Annotated in this window: 16 protein-coding genes; 9 read left to right on the top strand and 7 right to left on the bottom strand. The window is 39.3% G+C overall.

Annotated elements, in window-relative coordinates:
* The first annotated feature begins 2 nt into the window (after window positions 1-2).
* Complete coding sequence (locus tag BGO84_RS04115) at window positions 3-995, top strand: DNA-directed RNA polymerase subunit alpha (RefSeq protein WP_006841811.1); 993 nt, start codon at window positions 3-5, stop codon at window positions 993-995.
* 8 nt (window positions 996-1,003) lie between these two features.
* Window positions 1,004-1,618: a 50S ribosomal protein L17 gene (rplQ, locus tag BGO84_RS04110; protein WP_291027885.1), complete on the top strand. Its 615-nt coding sequence runs from the start codon at window positions 1,004-1,006 to the stop codon at window positions 1,616-1,618.
* Between the two features lie 289 nt (window positions 1,619-1,907).
* On the opposite strand, the gene pbpC is transcribed toward rplQ, so the two are convergent.
* From pbpC to BGO84_RS04095, 3 genes are read right to left on the bottom strand one after another with little or no spacing between them, the layout of a single operon-like run.
* The gene (pbpC, locus tag BGO84_RS04105; RefSeq protein WP_291027883.1) at window positions 1,908-4,301 is read right to left on the bottom strand and encodes a penicillin-binding protein 1C; all 2,394 of its coding nucleotides are present in this window, start codon (window positions 4,299-4,301) and stop codon (window positions 1,908-1,910) included.
* On the bottom strand, window positions 4,294-4,812 hold the full coding sequence (locus BGO84_RS04100) for a GNAT family N-acetyltransferase (RefSeq protein WP_291027881.1): 519 nt from the start codon (window positions 4,810-4,812) through the stop codon (window positions 4,294-4,296). The genes pbpC and BGO84_RS04100 overlap by 8 nt, the downstream gene beginning before the upstream one ends.
* On the bottom strand, window positions 4,809-5,237 hold the full coding sequence (locus tag BGO84_RS04095; RefSeq protein WP_228093887.1) for a C-GCAxxG-C-C family protein: 429 nt from the start codon (window positions 5,235-5,237) through the stop codon (window positions 4,809-4,811). Before BGO84_RS04095 ends, BGO84_RS04100 begins: the two co-directional genes overlap by 4 nt.
* Before the next feature lie 99 nt (window positions 5,238-5,336).
* Between BGO84_RS04095 and BGO84_RS04090 the strand changes: the two genes are divergently transcribed.
* The 6 genes from BGO84_RS04090 to BGO84_RS04065 all read left to right on the top strand — a co-directional run bounded on the left by BGO84_RS04090 (window position 5,337) and on the right by BGO84_RS04065 (window position 10,406).
* Window positions 5,337-6,380 (top strand): lysylphosphatidylglycerol synthase transmembrane domain-containing protein, encoded by a 1,044-nt coding sequence (locus BGO84_RS04090; RefSeq protein WP_291027879.1) that lies wholly within the window; start codon window positions 5,337-5,339, stop codon window positions 6,378-6,380.
* A gap of 112 nt (window positions 6,381-6,492) precedes the next feature.
* Window positions 6,493-6,921, top strand: coding sequence for a DUF2147 domain-containing protein (locus BGO84_RS04085; RefSeq protein WP_006841817.1), 429 nt, complete (start codon window positions 6,493-6,495; stop codon window positions 6,919-6,921).
* A gap of 20 nt (window positions 6,922-6,941) precedes the next feature.
* On the top strand, window positions 6,942-8,078 hold the full coding sequence (locus BGO84_RS04080; RefSeq protein ID WP_291027877.1) for a glycerate kinase: 1,137 nt from the start codon (window positions 6,942-6,944) through the stop codon (window positions 8,076-8,078).
* A 17-nt stretch (window positions 8,079-8,095) separates the two neighbouring features.
* Window positions 8,096-8,914: an alpha/beta hydrolase-fold protein gene (locus BGO84_RS04075; protein ID WP_291027875.1), complete on the top strand. Its 819-nt coding sequence runs from the start codon at window positions 8,096-8,098 to the stop codon at window positions 8,912-8,914.
* 33 nt (window positions 8,915-8,947) lie between these two features.
* Window positions 8,948-9,604 carry a response regulator transcription factor gene (locus tag BGO84_RS04070; protein WP_291027873.1) on the top strand — a complete coding sequence of 219 codons (657 nt, stop codon included), beginning with the start codon at window positions 8,948-8,950 and terminating at the stop codon, window positions 9,602-9,604.
* A 304-nt stretch (window positions 9,605-9,908) separates the two neighbouring features.
* On the top strand, window positions 9,909-10,406 hold the full coding sequence (locus tag BGO84_RS04065; protein WP_291027871.1) for a low molecular weight protein-tyrosine-phosphatase: 498 nt from the start codon (window positions 9,909-9,911) through the stop codon (window positions 10,404-10,406).
* Here BGO84_RS04065 and BGO84_RS04060 read toward each other — a convergent pair whose 3' ends face one another.
* The 4 genes from BGO84_RS04060 to tatA all read right to left on the bottom strand — a co-directional run bounded on the left by BGO84_RS04060 (window position 10,407) and on the right by tatA (window position 13,513).
* On the bottom strand, window positions 10,407-11,357 hold the full coding sequence (locus tag BGO84_RS04060; RefSeq protein ID WP_291027869.1) for an NAD(P)-dependent oxidoreductase: 951 nt from the start codon (window positions 11,355-11,357) through the stop codon (window positions 10,407-10,409).
* 10 nt (window positions 11,358-11,367) lie between these two features.
* Complete coding sequence (locus BGO84_RS04055; protein ID WP_291027867.1) at window positions 11,368-12,657, bottom strand: hypothetical protein; 1,290 nt, start codon at window positions 12,655-12,657, stop codon at window positions 11,368-11,370.
* Between the two features lie 140 nt (window positions 12,658-12,797).
* On the bottom strand, window positions 12,798-13,220 hold the full coding sequence (locus BGO84_RS04050) for a hypothetical protein (RefSeq protein WP_135105535.1): 423 nt from the start codon (window positions 13,218-13,220) through the stop codon (window positions 12,798-12,800).
* 101 nt (window positions 13,221-13,321) lie between these two features.
* Window positions 13,322-13,513, bottom strand: a complete 192-nt coding sequence (gene tatA / locus BGO84_RS04045) for a twin-arginine translocase TatA/TatE family subunit (RefSeq protein WP_006841825.1) — start codon at window positions 13,511-13,513, stop codon at window positions 13,322-13,324.
* A 252-nt stretch (window positions 13,514-13,765) separates the two neighbouring features.
* On the opposite strand from tatA, the gene BGO84_RS04040 reads away from it, so the two are divergent.
* Window positions 13,766-14,374 carry a porin family protein gene (locus tag BGO84_RS04040; RefSeq protein ID WP_135105536.1) on the top strand — a complete coding sequence of 203 codons (609 nt, stop codon included), beginning with the start codon at window positions 13,766-13,768 and terminating at the stop codon, window positions 14,372-14,374.
* The last annotated feature ends 92 nt before the right edge of the window (window positions 14,375-14,466 follow it).

Genomic DNA, 14,466 nt, shown 5'->3' with positions numbered 1-14,466 from the left:
TCATGGCTATATTAGCATTTCAAAAACCGGATAAAGTATTGATGTTAGAAGCGGATGATTTCTTCGGAAAATTCGAATTTCGTCCGTTAGAACCCGGGTATGGTATTACCGTGGGTAATGCTTTACGCCGTATTCTGCTTTCATCTCTTGAAGGTTTTGCTATCACTTCTATAAAAATCGACGGTGTCGAACATGAATTTGCAACCGTACCGGGTGTTATAGAAGATGTAACGAATATAATATTGAACTTGAAACAAGTTCGATTCAAGCAAATCGTAGAAGAGATTGAAACAGAAAAGGTAAGTATTACTGTCTCAGGTACCGAAGTATTCAAAGCTGGAGATATAGGGAAGCATCTGTCAGGATTTGAAGTATTAAACCCTGATCTTGTAATTTGTCACCTAGACAAAAGTGCAAGCTTCCAAATAGAATTGAATATTAACAAAGGCCGTGGGTATGTACCTGCTGATGAAAATCGTAGTCTGTCCGACGATGTTAATGTTATAGCTATCGATTCTATTTATACTCCCATCCGTAATGTAAAATATGCGATAGAAAACTATCGTGTAGAGCAGAAAACGGACTATGAGAAATTAGTAATAGAAATAGCAACCGACGGGTCTATTCATCCAAAAGATGCTTTGAAAGAAGCAGCTAAAATCCTTATCCATCACTTTATGTTGTTCTCTGACGAAAAGATTCTTCTTGAACAAAACGAAGTAGATGGTAACGAAGAGTTTGATGAAGAAATCCTGCACATGCGCCAGTTGCTTAAGACTAAGTTATCTGATATGAACCTTTCGGTTCGTGCACTTAACTGTCTGAAGTCAGCAGAAGTGGAAACACTTGGCGAATTGGTTCAGTTCAATAAGAATGACCTTCTTAAATTCAGAAACTTCGGTAAAAAATCGCTTACCGAGCTTGATGAGTTATTGGATAGCCTGAGCCTTTCATTCGGTATGGATATTTCTAAATATAAATTAGATAAAGATTAATAAGCGACATGAGACATAATAAAAAAATTAATCATTTAGGACGTAAAAGTGCACACAGAAATGCGATGTTATCCAATATGTGTACTTCTTTGTTACTTAGTCCTAATAAGCGCATCTTTACGACTGTAGCAAAGGCGAAAGCTTTGAGAAAAGTGGTTGAGCCTATTATTACTAAGTCAAAAGAAGATACAACTCAATCGAGACGTTTGGTTTTTCAGGAACTTCAGAGCAAAGCTGCTGTGACAGAACTGTTCCAAAATATCTCGCAGAAGATAGCCGACCGTCCGGGAGGTTATACACGTATCATCAAGACAGGTAATCGTTTAGGTGACAATGCTTCAATGTGTTTTATCGAATTAGTAGACTATAACGAAAACATGTTGAAAGAGAAGAAAGCTGCATCTAAAGGTAGAACTCGTCGTTCGAAGAAAAAAGAGGATGATTCTCCTGCTGTAGAAGCTAAAGAAACTGCAAAAAAAGCGAAAGCTGAAAAAGCAGAAAAGGTAGAAAAAGCTGAAGAAGTAGAAGCTTTGGAAGTTGCACCAGAAACTTTGCCGGTAGTTGAAGAAACTGCTGCGCCAGAAGCTCCGGTTGCAGAAGAACCTAAAAAAGAAGAAGAGTAAGAAATTACTCTTTTATATAAAAGAAAAAAAAGTATCTGGGGTTCCGGATACTTTTTTTATTTTTTAAATCGCAGTTTTTAATATGGGCATATTTTAAATTGCGATTTCTTTTTAATATAGTTTTTGTACACTGTGTTTTGTATGAAGGCTGAGAAGTCTCTAAAAAAATATATTATAAAGATGCATTTCTTTTAAAAACGTTGCATAGAAATGCTGCAAAAAATAAAATATTTTTCATTTAATTATATAACTGATTGTTGTATAGGTTTTTTGTGGTGTATTTATTTTTTTATTTTATTGTGAATTTTGTGGAAAGACTAGCTCCGGTATCGTCTACTACGGTCAAAGTATGCTCTCCTTTTTCCGGAATATATTCTTTTTTGTGAAAGATTTCAGTCTCTCCTATATATTGCCCATCAAGATGCCAGAACACACGGCTCTGAGGATTTCTATGAGCCAGCTCAAATACAAGTTGTCCGGGAGAGCCATCCAACTGTTTAGGTAGCGAAATAAGGGCATTAGGGAAAGGATAAATAAACTCCATAGGTTTTACATCCGAATCTTTAATGCATTCGGGTGAATAAGGAGGTAGAGAACGATAAGAAGGGTGCTGCTCTTTGTAGTACCATTCCCACGATGGCGGCAGAATGAACCACGATGTATGTATAATACCTCTACTGCCTGCGCAGTTTTCGTAAACCTGATAACGCATATCCTCCGATAGGTGGACAAGTTTATGATATGGGCATGGCTTTGCTTCCAGTCCTTTTTTACAAATCCACATCGTATCTATTTCTGTTTCCGGGCAATTCATACTTTTCAAGAATCCGCTTTCGTGGCATATCTCTGCCCTTACAAGATCTCGATCAGGTCTTTCGAACCAACGGCTTTGCGGTAATGAACTGAATATGTCGAACATCACCATGCCCGCAGTACGTGCACCTGTTAGCCCGGGACGTCCTTCTCCGTCAGAATTTCCAACCCAGACGCCAACTACATATTTGGGATTTACGCCCACAGCCCATCCGTCACGAAATCCAAAGCTGGTTCCCGTTTTCCATGCTATTTTTTGTATAGATGGTATCGATCGCCAGTCTATTTCTTCGGGGCGGTTCAGGTTTGTCAGTGCGTCGAATGTTTGCCAGATTGCTCCTGCCGAAAATAACGGATTCCTGATAAGGTCTCCTTTTTCTCCATTATTTTTATTCAGTATATAAGAGGGTTGACCCATTTCATAATATCTGCCGTCCTCATTATAAAAGTTTAATTGCTGCGCCATATTCAAGTACATAGAGCTTATATCCCATAGTTTCCCTTCAGCACCGCCTAATATAAGAGACAGACCATAGTTGTCGGCAGAACGGTTGAGTGTAGTCATCCCCGCTTTTTTTAGCAGGTTATAGAATTTGGGTATACTATAATTGCGAAGGGATACTACAAACGGGACGTTCAGGGAGCGTGCAAGGGCCTCGGAGGCATAAACGGCCCCATCGTATTGCAAGCTGAAGTTCTTGGGCGCAAACCCTCCGATATTGATCGGTATGTCGGGTAGGAGTTGATTGGGGAGTAATTCTCCCTCTTGCAACATAGCACAATAGAGAAAAGGCTTGAGTATACTACCTGTACTGCGAGGCGCTTGTATAATGTCTACCTGATTGGCGGAGATATCCTTCTCGAAGTCAACGTTCCCGCAATAGGCGACAACCTCATTCTTTTCTACATCGAAAACTATTGCTGCTATATTTTTAATTCCATTTTGGGCAAATTCAGCATTCCAGCGGTTAAGGATAGATTCTGTCTGTTCCTGTTGGTATTTATCTATGGTCGTTGTTATATGTTTACCTCCATCCTCTTTGTATATGCGGGTAACGAGGTGCGGTGTTATCTGGGGTAGTGCATAAGGCTGAAAGGGTAAGGGTTCGCCCACTGCCAGTTCGTAGTCTATTTTCTCTATAATACCTCGCTGATGAAGTGTTTCCAGTAACTTGTTTCTTTTGTTCAGAAGCTTATCTCTGTTTTTACCGAAGTGCATCAGGCTCGGAGAATTGGGGAGCACGGCGAGGGTTGCTGCTTCTGCCCATGATAGTGTTGCCGCCTGATGTCCGAAGTATCGCCACGATGCAGCGTCTATTCCTACCACATTTCCTCCCATCGGAGCATGAGATGCATACAGGTTGAGTATCTCGTCTTTGGAGTATGAAAATTCGAGTCGTGTAGCCAATATCATCTCTATAAACTTCTCTCCGAATGTACGATTCTCTTTCCGAGACAGACGGATGGTTTGCATGGTGATGGTACTTGCTCCGCTCCTGATTTTTCCGCTGCTGATATTCTGTTTTATAGCACGTGCTATTGCTAAAGGGTTTACTCCCCAATGTGCACGAAAGTGTTGATCTTCGAACTCTATCAGACAGATCTTGTATTTTTCAGGGATAGAATCGCTTGTGGGAAAACGCCATTGCTGATCGTCTGCAATACGTGCGCCAAGTAGCTCTTCGTGCCTGTCGGATACAACTGTACTATATGGTACATGGAATAGTGGAGAAGGTAAACAAAATATATACCACACAAGAAGAATGAGACAAATGGGAATCCCTATTTGGTATTTCTTTTTTGCTCCTTTATACTTCTCCCATAAGCGGAAAATAAAAGCTTTGCTCTTTTGTATATATTGTTCAATCATGTATTCTTATAGCATATTTGTGTTCGATGCAATCTTCGCCTTTGCAAACTAGCCGGGTTTCGAAGTCCGGAACTTTAACCATGCCCAACGATTGCATCAACCTGACAGAAGCGATATTTCTTGAATCAGTGATCCCTATTATTTCTTTTATATCTTTATTTTTAAGGAAATAACGAATGAGAATACTCAATGATTCTCTTGCGAGCCCCATACCCTGATACTCGGGCGAAATATTGCAACCGACTTCTGCTATATTTTCGCTAATATTGAAAGCGCAATCACCTATCACTTTTCCCTGATACACGATAGCCAAGCCTATCCATTGATCTTCTTCGTCCAAATCAGGATTACAGCATCGGCTGACAAAATCGTGTGCTTGTTCCATGGTAAAAGGTTCCCAATATTGATATTTGGCAACTTCGGGTAACGAGCGATAATTGTATATGGCCTCAGTATCGGTTTTTAAGATTGCTCTTAGTTTTATCCTTTCCGAGTGTAGAGCAAAATTCATTTCTTTCTGATTAAATGTTCTTCGATAAGTTCGGCGGATAACTTAATGAATTTAGAACATCGTTTTTTACCATCGGCAGGTTCGGGTTCTTTCTCCAATTCGAGTAAGAGATTCTGACAGATGACTGATTTGTTTTCTTTCTTAAATTCATTCATTAGGTATTGTGCCTTATCAAATGAATATTGTTTCCCTTCCTGATCGTTGGCTTTTGCCGTTCCTGTCTCCAGCCCGGCTATCATTGTCATGGCGGATACAGCTCCGCACATTTCGCGAGTACCGGCCATTCCGCCTCCGAATGTACAGGATAGTTTCAGAGCTGTTTCAGGATCGATACCATATATATCCGCATAAGCTGTAAAAACAGCTTGAGCGCAATTATAACCGCTGTTGAATAAAGCGATTGCTTTTTCTACTCTGTTTTGCATATCGTTCATTTGTTATTAAGAGTTCGGCTATGTAAATGTACGAAAGAAAAGAAAAAGACGAAATGTTTTCTTATTTTTGTACGTTTTCAGATTTTAAATATGGAAAAAGAATCTCAAGGATTTAGTATATGGAAGATATTGCTCCCTACCTTCATCGGTATAGGAGTTATCATATACATGCTTAGCCGCGAGTTTGATATGTCTGATCTCAAACAGATATCCATTACAGAACATACTGTATTCTGGATATGTATTGCCTTTTGTTTTATGTTGGGGCGTGATATCGGCTTTACAATCCGTTATCGCTATCTTACCGAAAAACAATTGTCGTGGATGCAATGTATCAAAGTCACTCTATTGGCTGAATTCGGTTCGGCAATAACACCTTCGGTAGTAGGTGGTTCTACAATGGCTGTTGTTTTCTTGACAAAAGAGAAAATTCCTGTCGGGCGAAGTACGGCAATGGTTTTTGTTACGTTGTTGCTCGACGAAATGTACTTTGTTGTTACATTTCCTATTCTACTTCTTTTTATCCCTTTCGATACTTTATTTTCCGATCATTCGGCCCTTGGTAACGGAGTATTAGCTTTGTTTGCAGTTGCTTATCTTATAAAAATGATTCTGTGTACACTGCTGATAATTGGGCTGTTTTTTAGACCTCAGGCAATACGCTGGCTTATTATTAAGTTCTTTCGATTGCCTTTTTTGAGGCGATGGCACAAAAGTGCAGTGAAGGCGGGCGATGATCTCGTTATTAGTTCGAGAGAAATAAGAGGAAAAGGCATCTCTTTTTGGTGGCCTCTGATACTCGCTACCATCTTGTCTTGGGGTTCACGATACCTGGTAGTCAATGCTATCTTTATGGCATTCTTTACTGTGCATGACAACCTGCTTATCTTTGCCCGCCAGTTTGTGATGTGGATTATGATGGTAGTAAGTCCGACACCCGGAGGAAGCGGTTTCAGTGAGTTTATCTTTAAAGAATACCTGAGCGAATTTATACCATTAGTAGGGGTTGTGCCGTTGATGATCCTCTTGTGGCGATTGCTTACCTATTATAATTACCTGTTGGTGGGGGCATTGATTGTTCCTCGGTGGGTGAAGAAATCTTTTGGAAAACAACAAGAAAAGGAGGAGAACTAAATCTCTTTACAATATTTATTATTTCAGACTTCACTTTTAGAAAGTTTCAAAATAAACTATTCTTTATTTTTGACTATTTTCGCAAACGAATAACCAATTAAAAAATTATTGTATGAAATTAAAACTAATATTGCTGTCGGCGTTCTTTATTTCTATACTTACTGCAAATGCACAATCTGTGGTTGGTAAATGGAAAACATTTGATGATGAAACCAAAGAAGCTAAATCGATTGTAGAAATTACCGAACGTGGTGGTAAAATCTATGGAAAAGTGATCGAGATACTCAATCCTGCCAAGAAAGATATAAAATGTAAAGACTGTTCGGGGGCTGATAAAGACAAGCCGGTTCTTGGTCTTGAGATTCTAAAAGGTTTATCTAAAGATGGCAAAGAATATAGTGACGGAAAGATACTAGACCCTTCGAATGGCAAACTGTACAAATGTACGGTATCGCTTGACGGAAACGATAAACTGAAAGTAAGAGGCTATGTAGGTATTTCAGCTTTTGGAAGAACACAGGTCTGGACAAGAGTGAAGTAAATCTGCGAAGTTGCTAATCTGTGAAAAACCCAATTTTTGTATTAGCTCCCGATTCGTTTAAAGGTTCCATGACAGCCAAGCAAGTGTGTGATGCGATGGAAAGAGGTATAAAAAGAATCTACCCTGAAGCAATATGCATCAAAATACCAATGGCAGATGGAGGAGAGGGAACTGTGCAATCTTTGGTAGATGCTACCGACGGTAAGATATATGAAGAGCCTGTAACGGGTCCGTTGGGATCGGCAGTCTCTGCTAAATATGGAATTCTGGGTGATGGATCTACTGCCGTTATTGAGATGGCTTCGGCAAGTGGGCTTTACTTGATAGATAACGGTAGCCGCAATCCACTTGTGACCACTACATACGGTACAGGTGAGTTGGTTAAGGCTTGTCTCAACAGAGGTGTAACAAAAATAATATTGGGAATAGGAGGTAGCGCTACCAATGATGGTGGCGCAGGCTTCGCCCAAGCGTTAGGGGTCAGATTTCTTGATAAGGAAAATAAAGATCTGCCGTTTGGCGGATTAGCTCTCCGAGAATTGGCGAAGATAGACGTCTCATCTATAGATAAGCGATTGCAAGATATAGATATTGAGGTAGCCTGTGATGTATCCAATCCCTTGTGTGGAGAAAACGGAGCCTCTTTTGTTTTCGCACCGCAGAAAGGAGCTACTGCGGAAATGGTAAGTGCGCTCGACGATGCCTTGCTACAGTATGCAGAAGTGATAAAGAATCAACTGGGCAGAGACGTGAAGGGTGTACCGGGAGCCGGTGCTGCAGGAGGTCTGGGAGCCGGATTGCTAACGTTTACAAATGCACGTTTGCAGAAAGGGATCGATATTGTAATAGACTATACTAATCTTAAAGCTGCAATAAAAAAGGCTGATGTGGTATTTACCGGTGAAGGTAAAATCGATTCTCAGACCCAATATGGCAAAACACCTTATGGTGTAGCTCAACTAGCACGAGCAGAAGGGAAAAAAGTAATAGCTATTGCAGGAGATCTGGAAAAAGGAGCGCAGGAGTTGTATGCTTCTGTCTTTGATTTTATAATTCCGATTAAACCTGAAAGTGTTTCCCTGGAGGAATCGATGAAAAGAGGAGAGGAGTATGTAGAGCAGGCTATTGCAAACTTCTTGACGAAGCATGAACTATAATTATTGACTAAAATATTATGAAAAAACAAGCTCTTTTATTTTTACTTGCAATCTTTGCTTTGTGTTCTGTACAGGCTCAGACTGTGGATACAATTGAGGTATTCAGTCCTAAAATGAACCGAAGTATTAAAAATGTAATAATTCTTCCTGATGGATATAAGAAGGATGGTACGGTTAAATATCCTGTGCTGTATCTTCTGCATGGCTACTCGGGGCGTTATGATTCGTGGGTGTCGCTCAAACCAACACTACCGCAAGATGCTACCCGATTGGGGATGATCGTTGTTTGCCCCGATGGACAAAATAGTTGGTATTGGGATAGCCCTATCGATCCTAAGTTTCAGTTTGAGACCTATGTGAGCAAAGAATTGGTGCAGTATATCGACCAAAATTATAAAACAATTACCTCACCCAAAGGCCGTGCGATAACAGGGCTTAGCATGGGTGGTCATGGGGGTTTGTGGCTAGGTATAAACCATCCCGATGTTTTTGGTGCATGCGGGTCGATGAGCGGAGGTGTAGATATACGTCCTTTTCCAAACAACTGGGATATGAAACTGCGTATAGGTTCGTATAAAGAAAACTCCGAGTTGTGGAATAGTCATACGGTAATCAATCAACTGGATAAGATAGAACCGGGTTCGTTATCTATTATTTTCGATTGCGGAACAGATGACTTCTTCTATCAGGTAAACGAGCAATTGCACAAAGAAATGGTATACCGAAATATCAATCATGATTATATCGTTCGTCCGGGAGGACATACCGGTGAATACTGGAATAACGCAATTGATTATCAAATGCTATTTTTTTATAAGTTTTTTAAGCAGAAATAACTAACTTTACTGTTCTTTGCATCAAATGAATAAATGGAACAGAAAGATGTTATAATCGTAGACCGGCAAGGTATAACCCGTATCGGGATGGAGACGCTGGTAGGTGAGACAAAAAAAGCCTCTTCGGTACTTCTCACGGAAAGTAAATCCGAATTGGTAAGATTGTTGAGCTCTCACCCCGAAGCCGTTGTGATACTGGATTATACCCTGTCTGATTTTATAAGCGTAGATGATTTGCTGAATGTAGGTTATCGTTTTTCGCATGTAAATTGGTTATTATTCTCCGAAGAATTGAGCTATGAGTTTCTGCGCAGATTGACATCTACAAGTGAAGCCTACAGTATTGTGCTCAAGTCGTCGGGGCTCGACGAGATAAATATTGCGCTGGCTCATGTATTAAGGGGCGAACGTTTTATTTGTGCAAGGGTTGCCAACCAATTACTGCAAGCACAGAAAGCACCTACCGATACTGTGGATCATATATTGACCTCTACAGAAAAAGAAATACTGAAAGAAATAGCCATAGGGCGTACCACAAAAGAAATTGCGGCGAATCGCAATCTGAGCTTTCATACTATCATTACCCACCGTAAGAATATCTTCCGCAAGCTGGAGGTAAATAATGTGCACGAAGCAACAAAATATGCGATGCGTGCAGGGCTGATTGATATGGCAGAGTATTATATCTGATTCTCAGATAATAGTTTATTTATAAAAGTCTTTATTTCATGTTACTCTTTTGTCATCCCGACGGAGGAAGGATCTTTGTTGCTAAATATAGGAACTTCGTTACCTGAGTATGACAAAAAGAATGTGCAGATACTAACCTTTTTTCTGATTACTTAATATTAACAAAATCTACATATCAATCTCCGAACGAAATTTATCTGTCATCTGTTCTAAAAAAGTGCTTTAATTAGCGTACTAGGCAAATAATTATATCTTTGTATAAATCGTTATTAATCGATTAATATAAACCAAAACGAAAGAATAAATGCAAAATATTGACAATCAAAAGGAATATAAAGTACTCTTCGTCTGTTTAGGAAATATCTGCCGTTCTCCTGCTGCGGAAGGAATTTTCAAGACGATGGTAAAAGAGCAGGGGTTAAGTGATAAGATTGCGGTTGATTCGGCGGGAACGTCAGGATATCATATCGATGAATTGCCCGACTTGCGAATGAGAAAGCATGCAACTCGGAGAGGGTATACACTGGATTCTTTGTCTCGTAAGTTCACGGTTAATGATTTCGATCGCTTTGATCTTATCTTGGTGATGGACGACAATAATCATCGTGATGTAATGCGACTAGCACCCGACTTGGAATCGGAAAAGAAAGTATACCGTATGATGGATTTTTCGCAAGACTTTGTACACGATCACGTACCCGATCCTTACTATTCGGGCGCTGACGGCTTCGAGCTGGTTCTCGATCTGCTGGAAGACTCTTGCGATGGGCTGCTGAATAAAATAAAGAAAGATGAATTGTAACTAATTCACCTTATCTATTTGCCCTCCTTCAAAGAAGTTAATTATATTTTTTACCACTTCGTGAGCCATATCCCGCCGTGCGCTATAAGTGCCTGTTCCGGCATGAGGGGACAGAATGGCATTATCGAGCTCCAATAGTTCCGGATAAATCTTAGGTTCTTTTTCGAACACATCAAGACCTGCCGCATATATTTCTCCTGTTTTCAAGGCTGTGGCAAGGGCTTTCTCGTCTACCAGTTGCCCACGGGCAGTATTGATAAGTATAGCACTGTTTTTCATTTTCTTGAATTCGGATTCTCCCATCAGGTGATAAGTGTCGGGTGTAGCAGGTGCATTAAGCGATACCACGTCTGACTCTTTGAGGAGTGTGTCGAAATCTACATAGGTGGCGTTATACTTCTCTTCAATGTCTTTTGGCAGCCTGTTTCTATTATGATAAATGATGTTCATGCCCGATGCTATGGCTCTGCGTGCAACCGCCTGCCCGATACGCCCCATGCCATATATACCAAGCGTTTGCCCATAAAGCGAAACACCCAAATCTCCATATATACTCCAATCGAGTCTGACGCCTGAGTGGAGCTTGTGATTGTAATAAGCTACTTTACGAGCTGTTGCCATCATCAGGGCAAAGCACAACTCGGCTGTGGGCTCTAGTACCGATTGGGGAGTATTGGTTATGGCAATGCCTTTCGAGGCTGCGTATTCCACATCTATATTGTTATACCCTACGCCATAGTTGGCTATCAGTTTTAGGTTTTTTGCCTTATCTATAATCTCTGCATCTGTCTGAAACGAAAAATTAGGGACGAATACGTCTATGTCGGATATCCGTTCCAAAATTTCATCTTTTGTGAATAGCTTGTTTTCGGGGTATATAATGATAAACTTTCCTTCAAGTCCGGCAAAATCTTCCCGCTTGAAATTATGCCCCATCAATATCTTTTTCATCTTAATGTTTTTAATCTTTTTTCAAACCAAAGTTTCCGTTTGTAATAACTAGTGAGTACCCTTTGTTTAGCTCTAACGTCCAACCATTACCCGATAATTTATATCCATCCATATTGGTCGGGTTTGTTATTGTGATTGTTTTCCAATCCGAACTTACTAATGCTCCATCGGTAACTGTTAATGTGCCCCATTCATCTATAACTCTAACGTTAGGGTATACAGTCCCTTTATTTTCAAGAGGCATAATGTTACGAGGGTCAAAGTTTATCCTCATTTTTTCCAATCTTATTTCGAAATGAGGCTGTTCGATAAATTTGGATTTGTATTCTACTATAAGTTTCTGAATTTTTTCTTCGCGGATTATCTCTTCATTTGTAATCTCCGTGCCATTATATGAGTTCGCGATTTGGCTTACGACATCCTTCAAATTTGAAGGAATTTTCACTTGAAAAGCATCAATAAGAAAATTACTGAGATTGGTATTATCATTTATACTTCTGTTCCAGCCTTGCTTCCTCTTATCCAATAGATAACCATAAGCAGGGATCGTCTGATAGGCGAAAGAGCGTACAAAAGTGGGATTTTTCATAGATCTATCAATGTTCTTCACGAAGTGTTCTCCCTTTTGTTTTTCGGGCCTTCCACAACTTGCTTCGCCTGTATATTCGGCAAGGCCTTCATTGAGCTCTAATTTATTTTCCTCGGTATCTGCCCCGGAGAAAAGAGATTGCCTGTATTTTCTGAATATAAATGCATTCGTCACATGCTCACTAATCTGGGATGTTGTAGATGCCGAAACTGCTTTTTTTAGAGCCTCTAATTCTAATCGCAAGTATATACGGCCATCTTTACTGTCAAGATGAGCACAGTTGCCATTACTTTGGCTAAACCCCAGTTCCGGTTGTACAACATGGAACCGTTCATGAAGCAATAAACTTATTCGATCATATTTATTTTCGGGCAAAGGCAGCATCACTGTAGCCCAATCTGTTCCGTTCCATCGGATAGAAGTATTAGCTATATTTTCCTTTTTGGAGAAAATTCCGGTATAGATATGATTGTCTTGTTTTAGTTCGCCTAACGAGTCTTGTACATTCGCATAGATTTCTTTCGTTGCCGGATTAATCAACATTATAGGACCAAAGATATTTTTACCCCAAAGGTTCTTACTTTTCTTTGCAGCAACTTCTGCTTCCTTAAAGTATACATTCGCCTCATCAGTGCGTAAAGCCATTTTCTCTTGACCGAAAGAGTCTAGAGAAACAAACATTAAGATGATAAATAATATTCTTCTGCCCATTTTATACAGTAATTAAGTAGTTGGTAAAAAATAATGACTTATTTCTTGTATTGAAAGAATTCTGTGTGACACTTTTTACTCTGTGGTAAAAAAAGGAAAATGAGAATCCGAGAGTAATTCCTTTTTATAATTTGCTTTATTTATAAAACACCCGAATCCACCAGTATTTCCCTTATTCGAACCCAATCTATATAGGGTCTATCAGATGTGGGATCATCCAAAACAAGCGGACAACCCAAAGCCGCATCATCTATGTAAAGATGTCCATAAGCCTTGGGCGATGATGTCCAAAACCGTTGAGTCGGATTTTTTTGGATGCCATACAAAGGTATGCCATTATCTTCAAACCATTTTACGGCTTCTGTCAGTACGTTTTCTTCAACGATGACCTCCTCGCCATTTATTTTTTTCTTCTTTTTGCGGTCGCTGCGCATCGTAAAGAGTATCAGCCGATGCCCCTTATCCGTTAGTTCTTTCAAAACAGGGATTGCGCCAATATCTTTTCCTATATTCGGGAACTCATGTGTTACACATGTCCCGTCAAAATCTATACATATATCCATATTACTTAAAACAGAAATAAAACGCTTTTGTTTACAAATCGAAAAACCCGGATTATAACTAATCCGGGCCTATATCAAAAGAATAATTTTCTGAGAAATTATTACTTGTTTTCAGAAGTTCCGTTTATATCGTCTTCAAGGCCATTTACACCATCTTTGAAGCTTTTTACTCCTTTACCCAATCCTTTCATGAGTTCAGGAATTTTCTTTCCTCCAAACAATAGTAAAACAACAATGGCAATGATGATGATTTCTCCGGTTCCTAAGTTTCCTAAAAATAAAAGAGTGTTCATCTGGCTATTAATTTATATCGTTATACATTTAGATTGCTAAAGTAGTCAGAATAAAATTATTCTTGATAACTTTTTACATCTTTTAAATAAAGGTTTTATTATACTGGGGTGACGAAGTCCGTCGGCTTTTTTACGGTATATACAATAAAAAACATGGTGCTGATGAAGCTTTCTTTATATCCGATTTTTTGTCAAATAGAATTATTTGTCTAATTTAGGGTGCTTAAGAACCAGAACTAATTTATTAATATTATGAGAATTATTAAAATTTCTTTTGCTTTGCTTGTTGCTTTGGTAACAAGCGTTAGTATGTTTGCACAATTGCCTGTATCTCTAGGAGTAAAGGCCGGAATGAATTTGTCCGAGTTGCAAAATGTAGATGATGATAATAAGGTTGGTTTCAATATTGGGCTAACTGCCGAGCTTGCATTGCCAAGTAGTTTTTATTTGATGTCGGGACTTGAGTTTACAACGAAAGGGACCAAGGGTAAAAATGTACCGGTTAATGTTTCCGGCACGAAGGATAAAGTTACCTATAATTCGATGTATATTCAATTGCCTATACATGCTGGGTATAAACTAGATTTAACACCCGGGACTAAACTCGTATTCCGTGCAGGGCCGTATTTGGCTTATGGAGTAGGCGGAAAAATAAAATCGGATGCAAAACTATTTGAAGATCAGGATTTCTTTGGGGATGATACCAATCGTTTCGATTTTGGAATTGGCGGAGCTGTAGGTGTTGAATTTTTAAATAAAATAAATGTTAGCCTTGGTGCCGATCATGGATTAACCAAAGTATTTAAAGATACTAAAATCAAAAATCGGGCTGCATATATCAGTGTAGGATATAAATTCTGATCCGTTCTATTGTAAGCTTATATAAGAACTATCTGTCTTGATTTACTTTTTGCATTTTCAGCTATAAAGTTTATCTAATAAGAGAGAGTTCT

It is taken from the genome of Dysgonomonas sp. 37-18 (genome assembly GCF_001899125.1).
Classification (GTDB): Bacteria; Bacteroidota; Bacteroidia; order Bacteroidales; family Dysgonomonadaceae; genus Dysgonomonas.
The sequence above is the reverse complement of the archived record's forward strand: the minus strand, read 5'-3'. Positions and strand labels throughout refer to the sequence as shown.

Excerpts from the sequence above, each read along its gene's own strand:
- tatA (WP_006841825.1), bottom strand. The coding sequence starts at position 13,513 with ATGAACACTCTTTTATTTTTAGGAAACTTAGGAACCGGAGAAATCATC.
- BGO84_RS04115 (WP_006841811.1), top strand. The coding sequence starts at position 3 with ATGGCTATATTAGCATTTCAAAAACCGGATAAAGTATTGATGTTAGAA.
- BGO84_RS04060 (WP_291027869.1), bottom strand. The coding sequence starts at position 11,357 with ATGAAAAAGATATTGATGGGGCATAATTTCAAGCGGGAAGATTTTGCC.
- BGO84_RS04090 (WP_291027879.1), top strand. The coding sequence starts at position 5,337 with ATGGAAAAAGAATCTCAAGGATTTAGTATATGGAAGATATTGCTCCCT.
- BGO84_RS04095 (WP_228093887.1), bottom strand. The coding sequence starts at position 5,237 with ATGCAAAACAGAGTAGAAAAAGCAATCGCTTTATTCAACAGCGGTTAT.
- BGO84_RS04050 (WP_135105535.1), bottom strand. The coding sequence starts at position 13,220 with ATGGATATATGTATAGATTTTGACGGGACATGTGTAACACATGAGTTC.
- BGO84_RS04065 (WP_291027871.1), top strand. The coding sequence starts at position 9,909 with ATGCAAAATATTGACAATCAAAAGGAATATAAAGTACTCTTCGTCTGT.
- rplQ (WP_291027885.1), top strand. The coding sequence starts at position 1,004 with ATGAGACATAATAAAAAAATTAATCATTTAGGACGTAAAAGTGCACAC.
- BGO84_RS04070 (WP_291027873.1), top strand. The coding sequence starts at position 8,948 with ATGGAACAGAAAGATGTTATAATCGTAGACCGGCAAGGTATAACCCGT.
- BGO84_RS04055 (WP_291027867.1), bottom strand. The coding sequence starts at position 12,657 with ATGGGCAGAAGAATATTATTTATCATCTTAATGTTTGTTTCTCTAGAC.
- pbpC (WP_291027883.1), bottom strand. The coding sequence starts at position 4,301 with ATGATTGAACAATATATACAAAAGAGCAAAGCTTTTATTTTCCGCTTA.
- BGO84_RS04100 (WP_291027881.1), bottom strand. The coding sequence starts at position 4,812 with ATGAATTTTGCTCTACACTCGGAAAGGATAAAACTAAGAGCAATCTTA.
- BGO84_RS04085 (WP_006841817.1), top strand. The coding sequence starts at position 6,493 with ATGAAATTAAAACTAATATTGCTGTCGGCGTTCTTTATTTCTATACTT.
- BGO84_RS04075 (WP_291027875.1), top strand. The coding sequence starts at position 8,096 with ATGAAAAAACAAGCTCTTTTATTTTTACTTGCAATCTTTGCTTTGTGT.
- BGO84_RS04040 (WP_135105536.1), top strand. The coding sequence starts at position 13,766 with ATGAGAATTATTAAAATTTCTTTTGCTTTGCTTGTTGCTTTGGTAACA.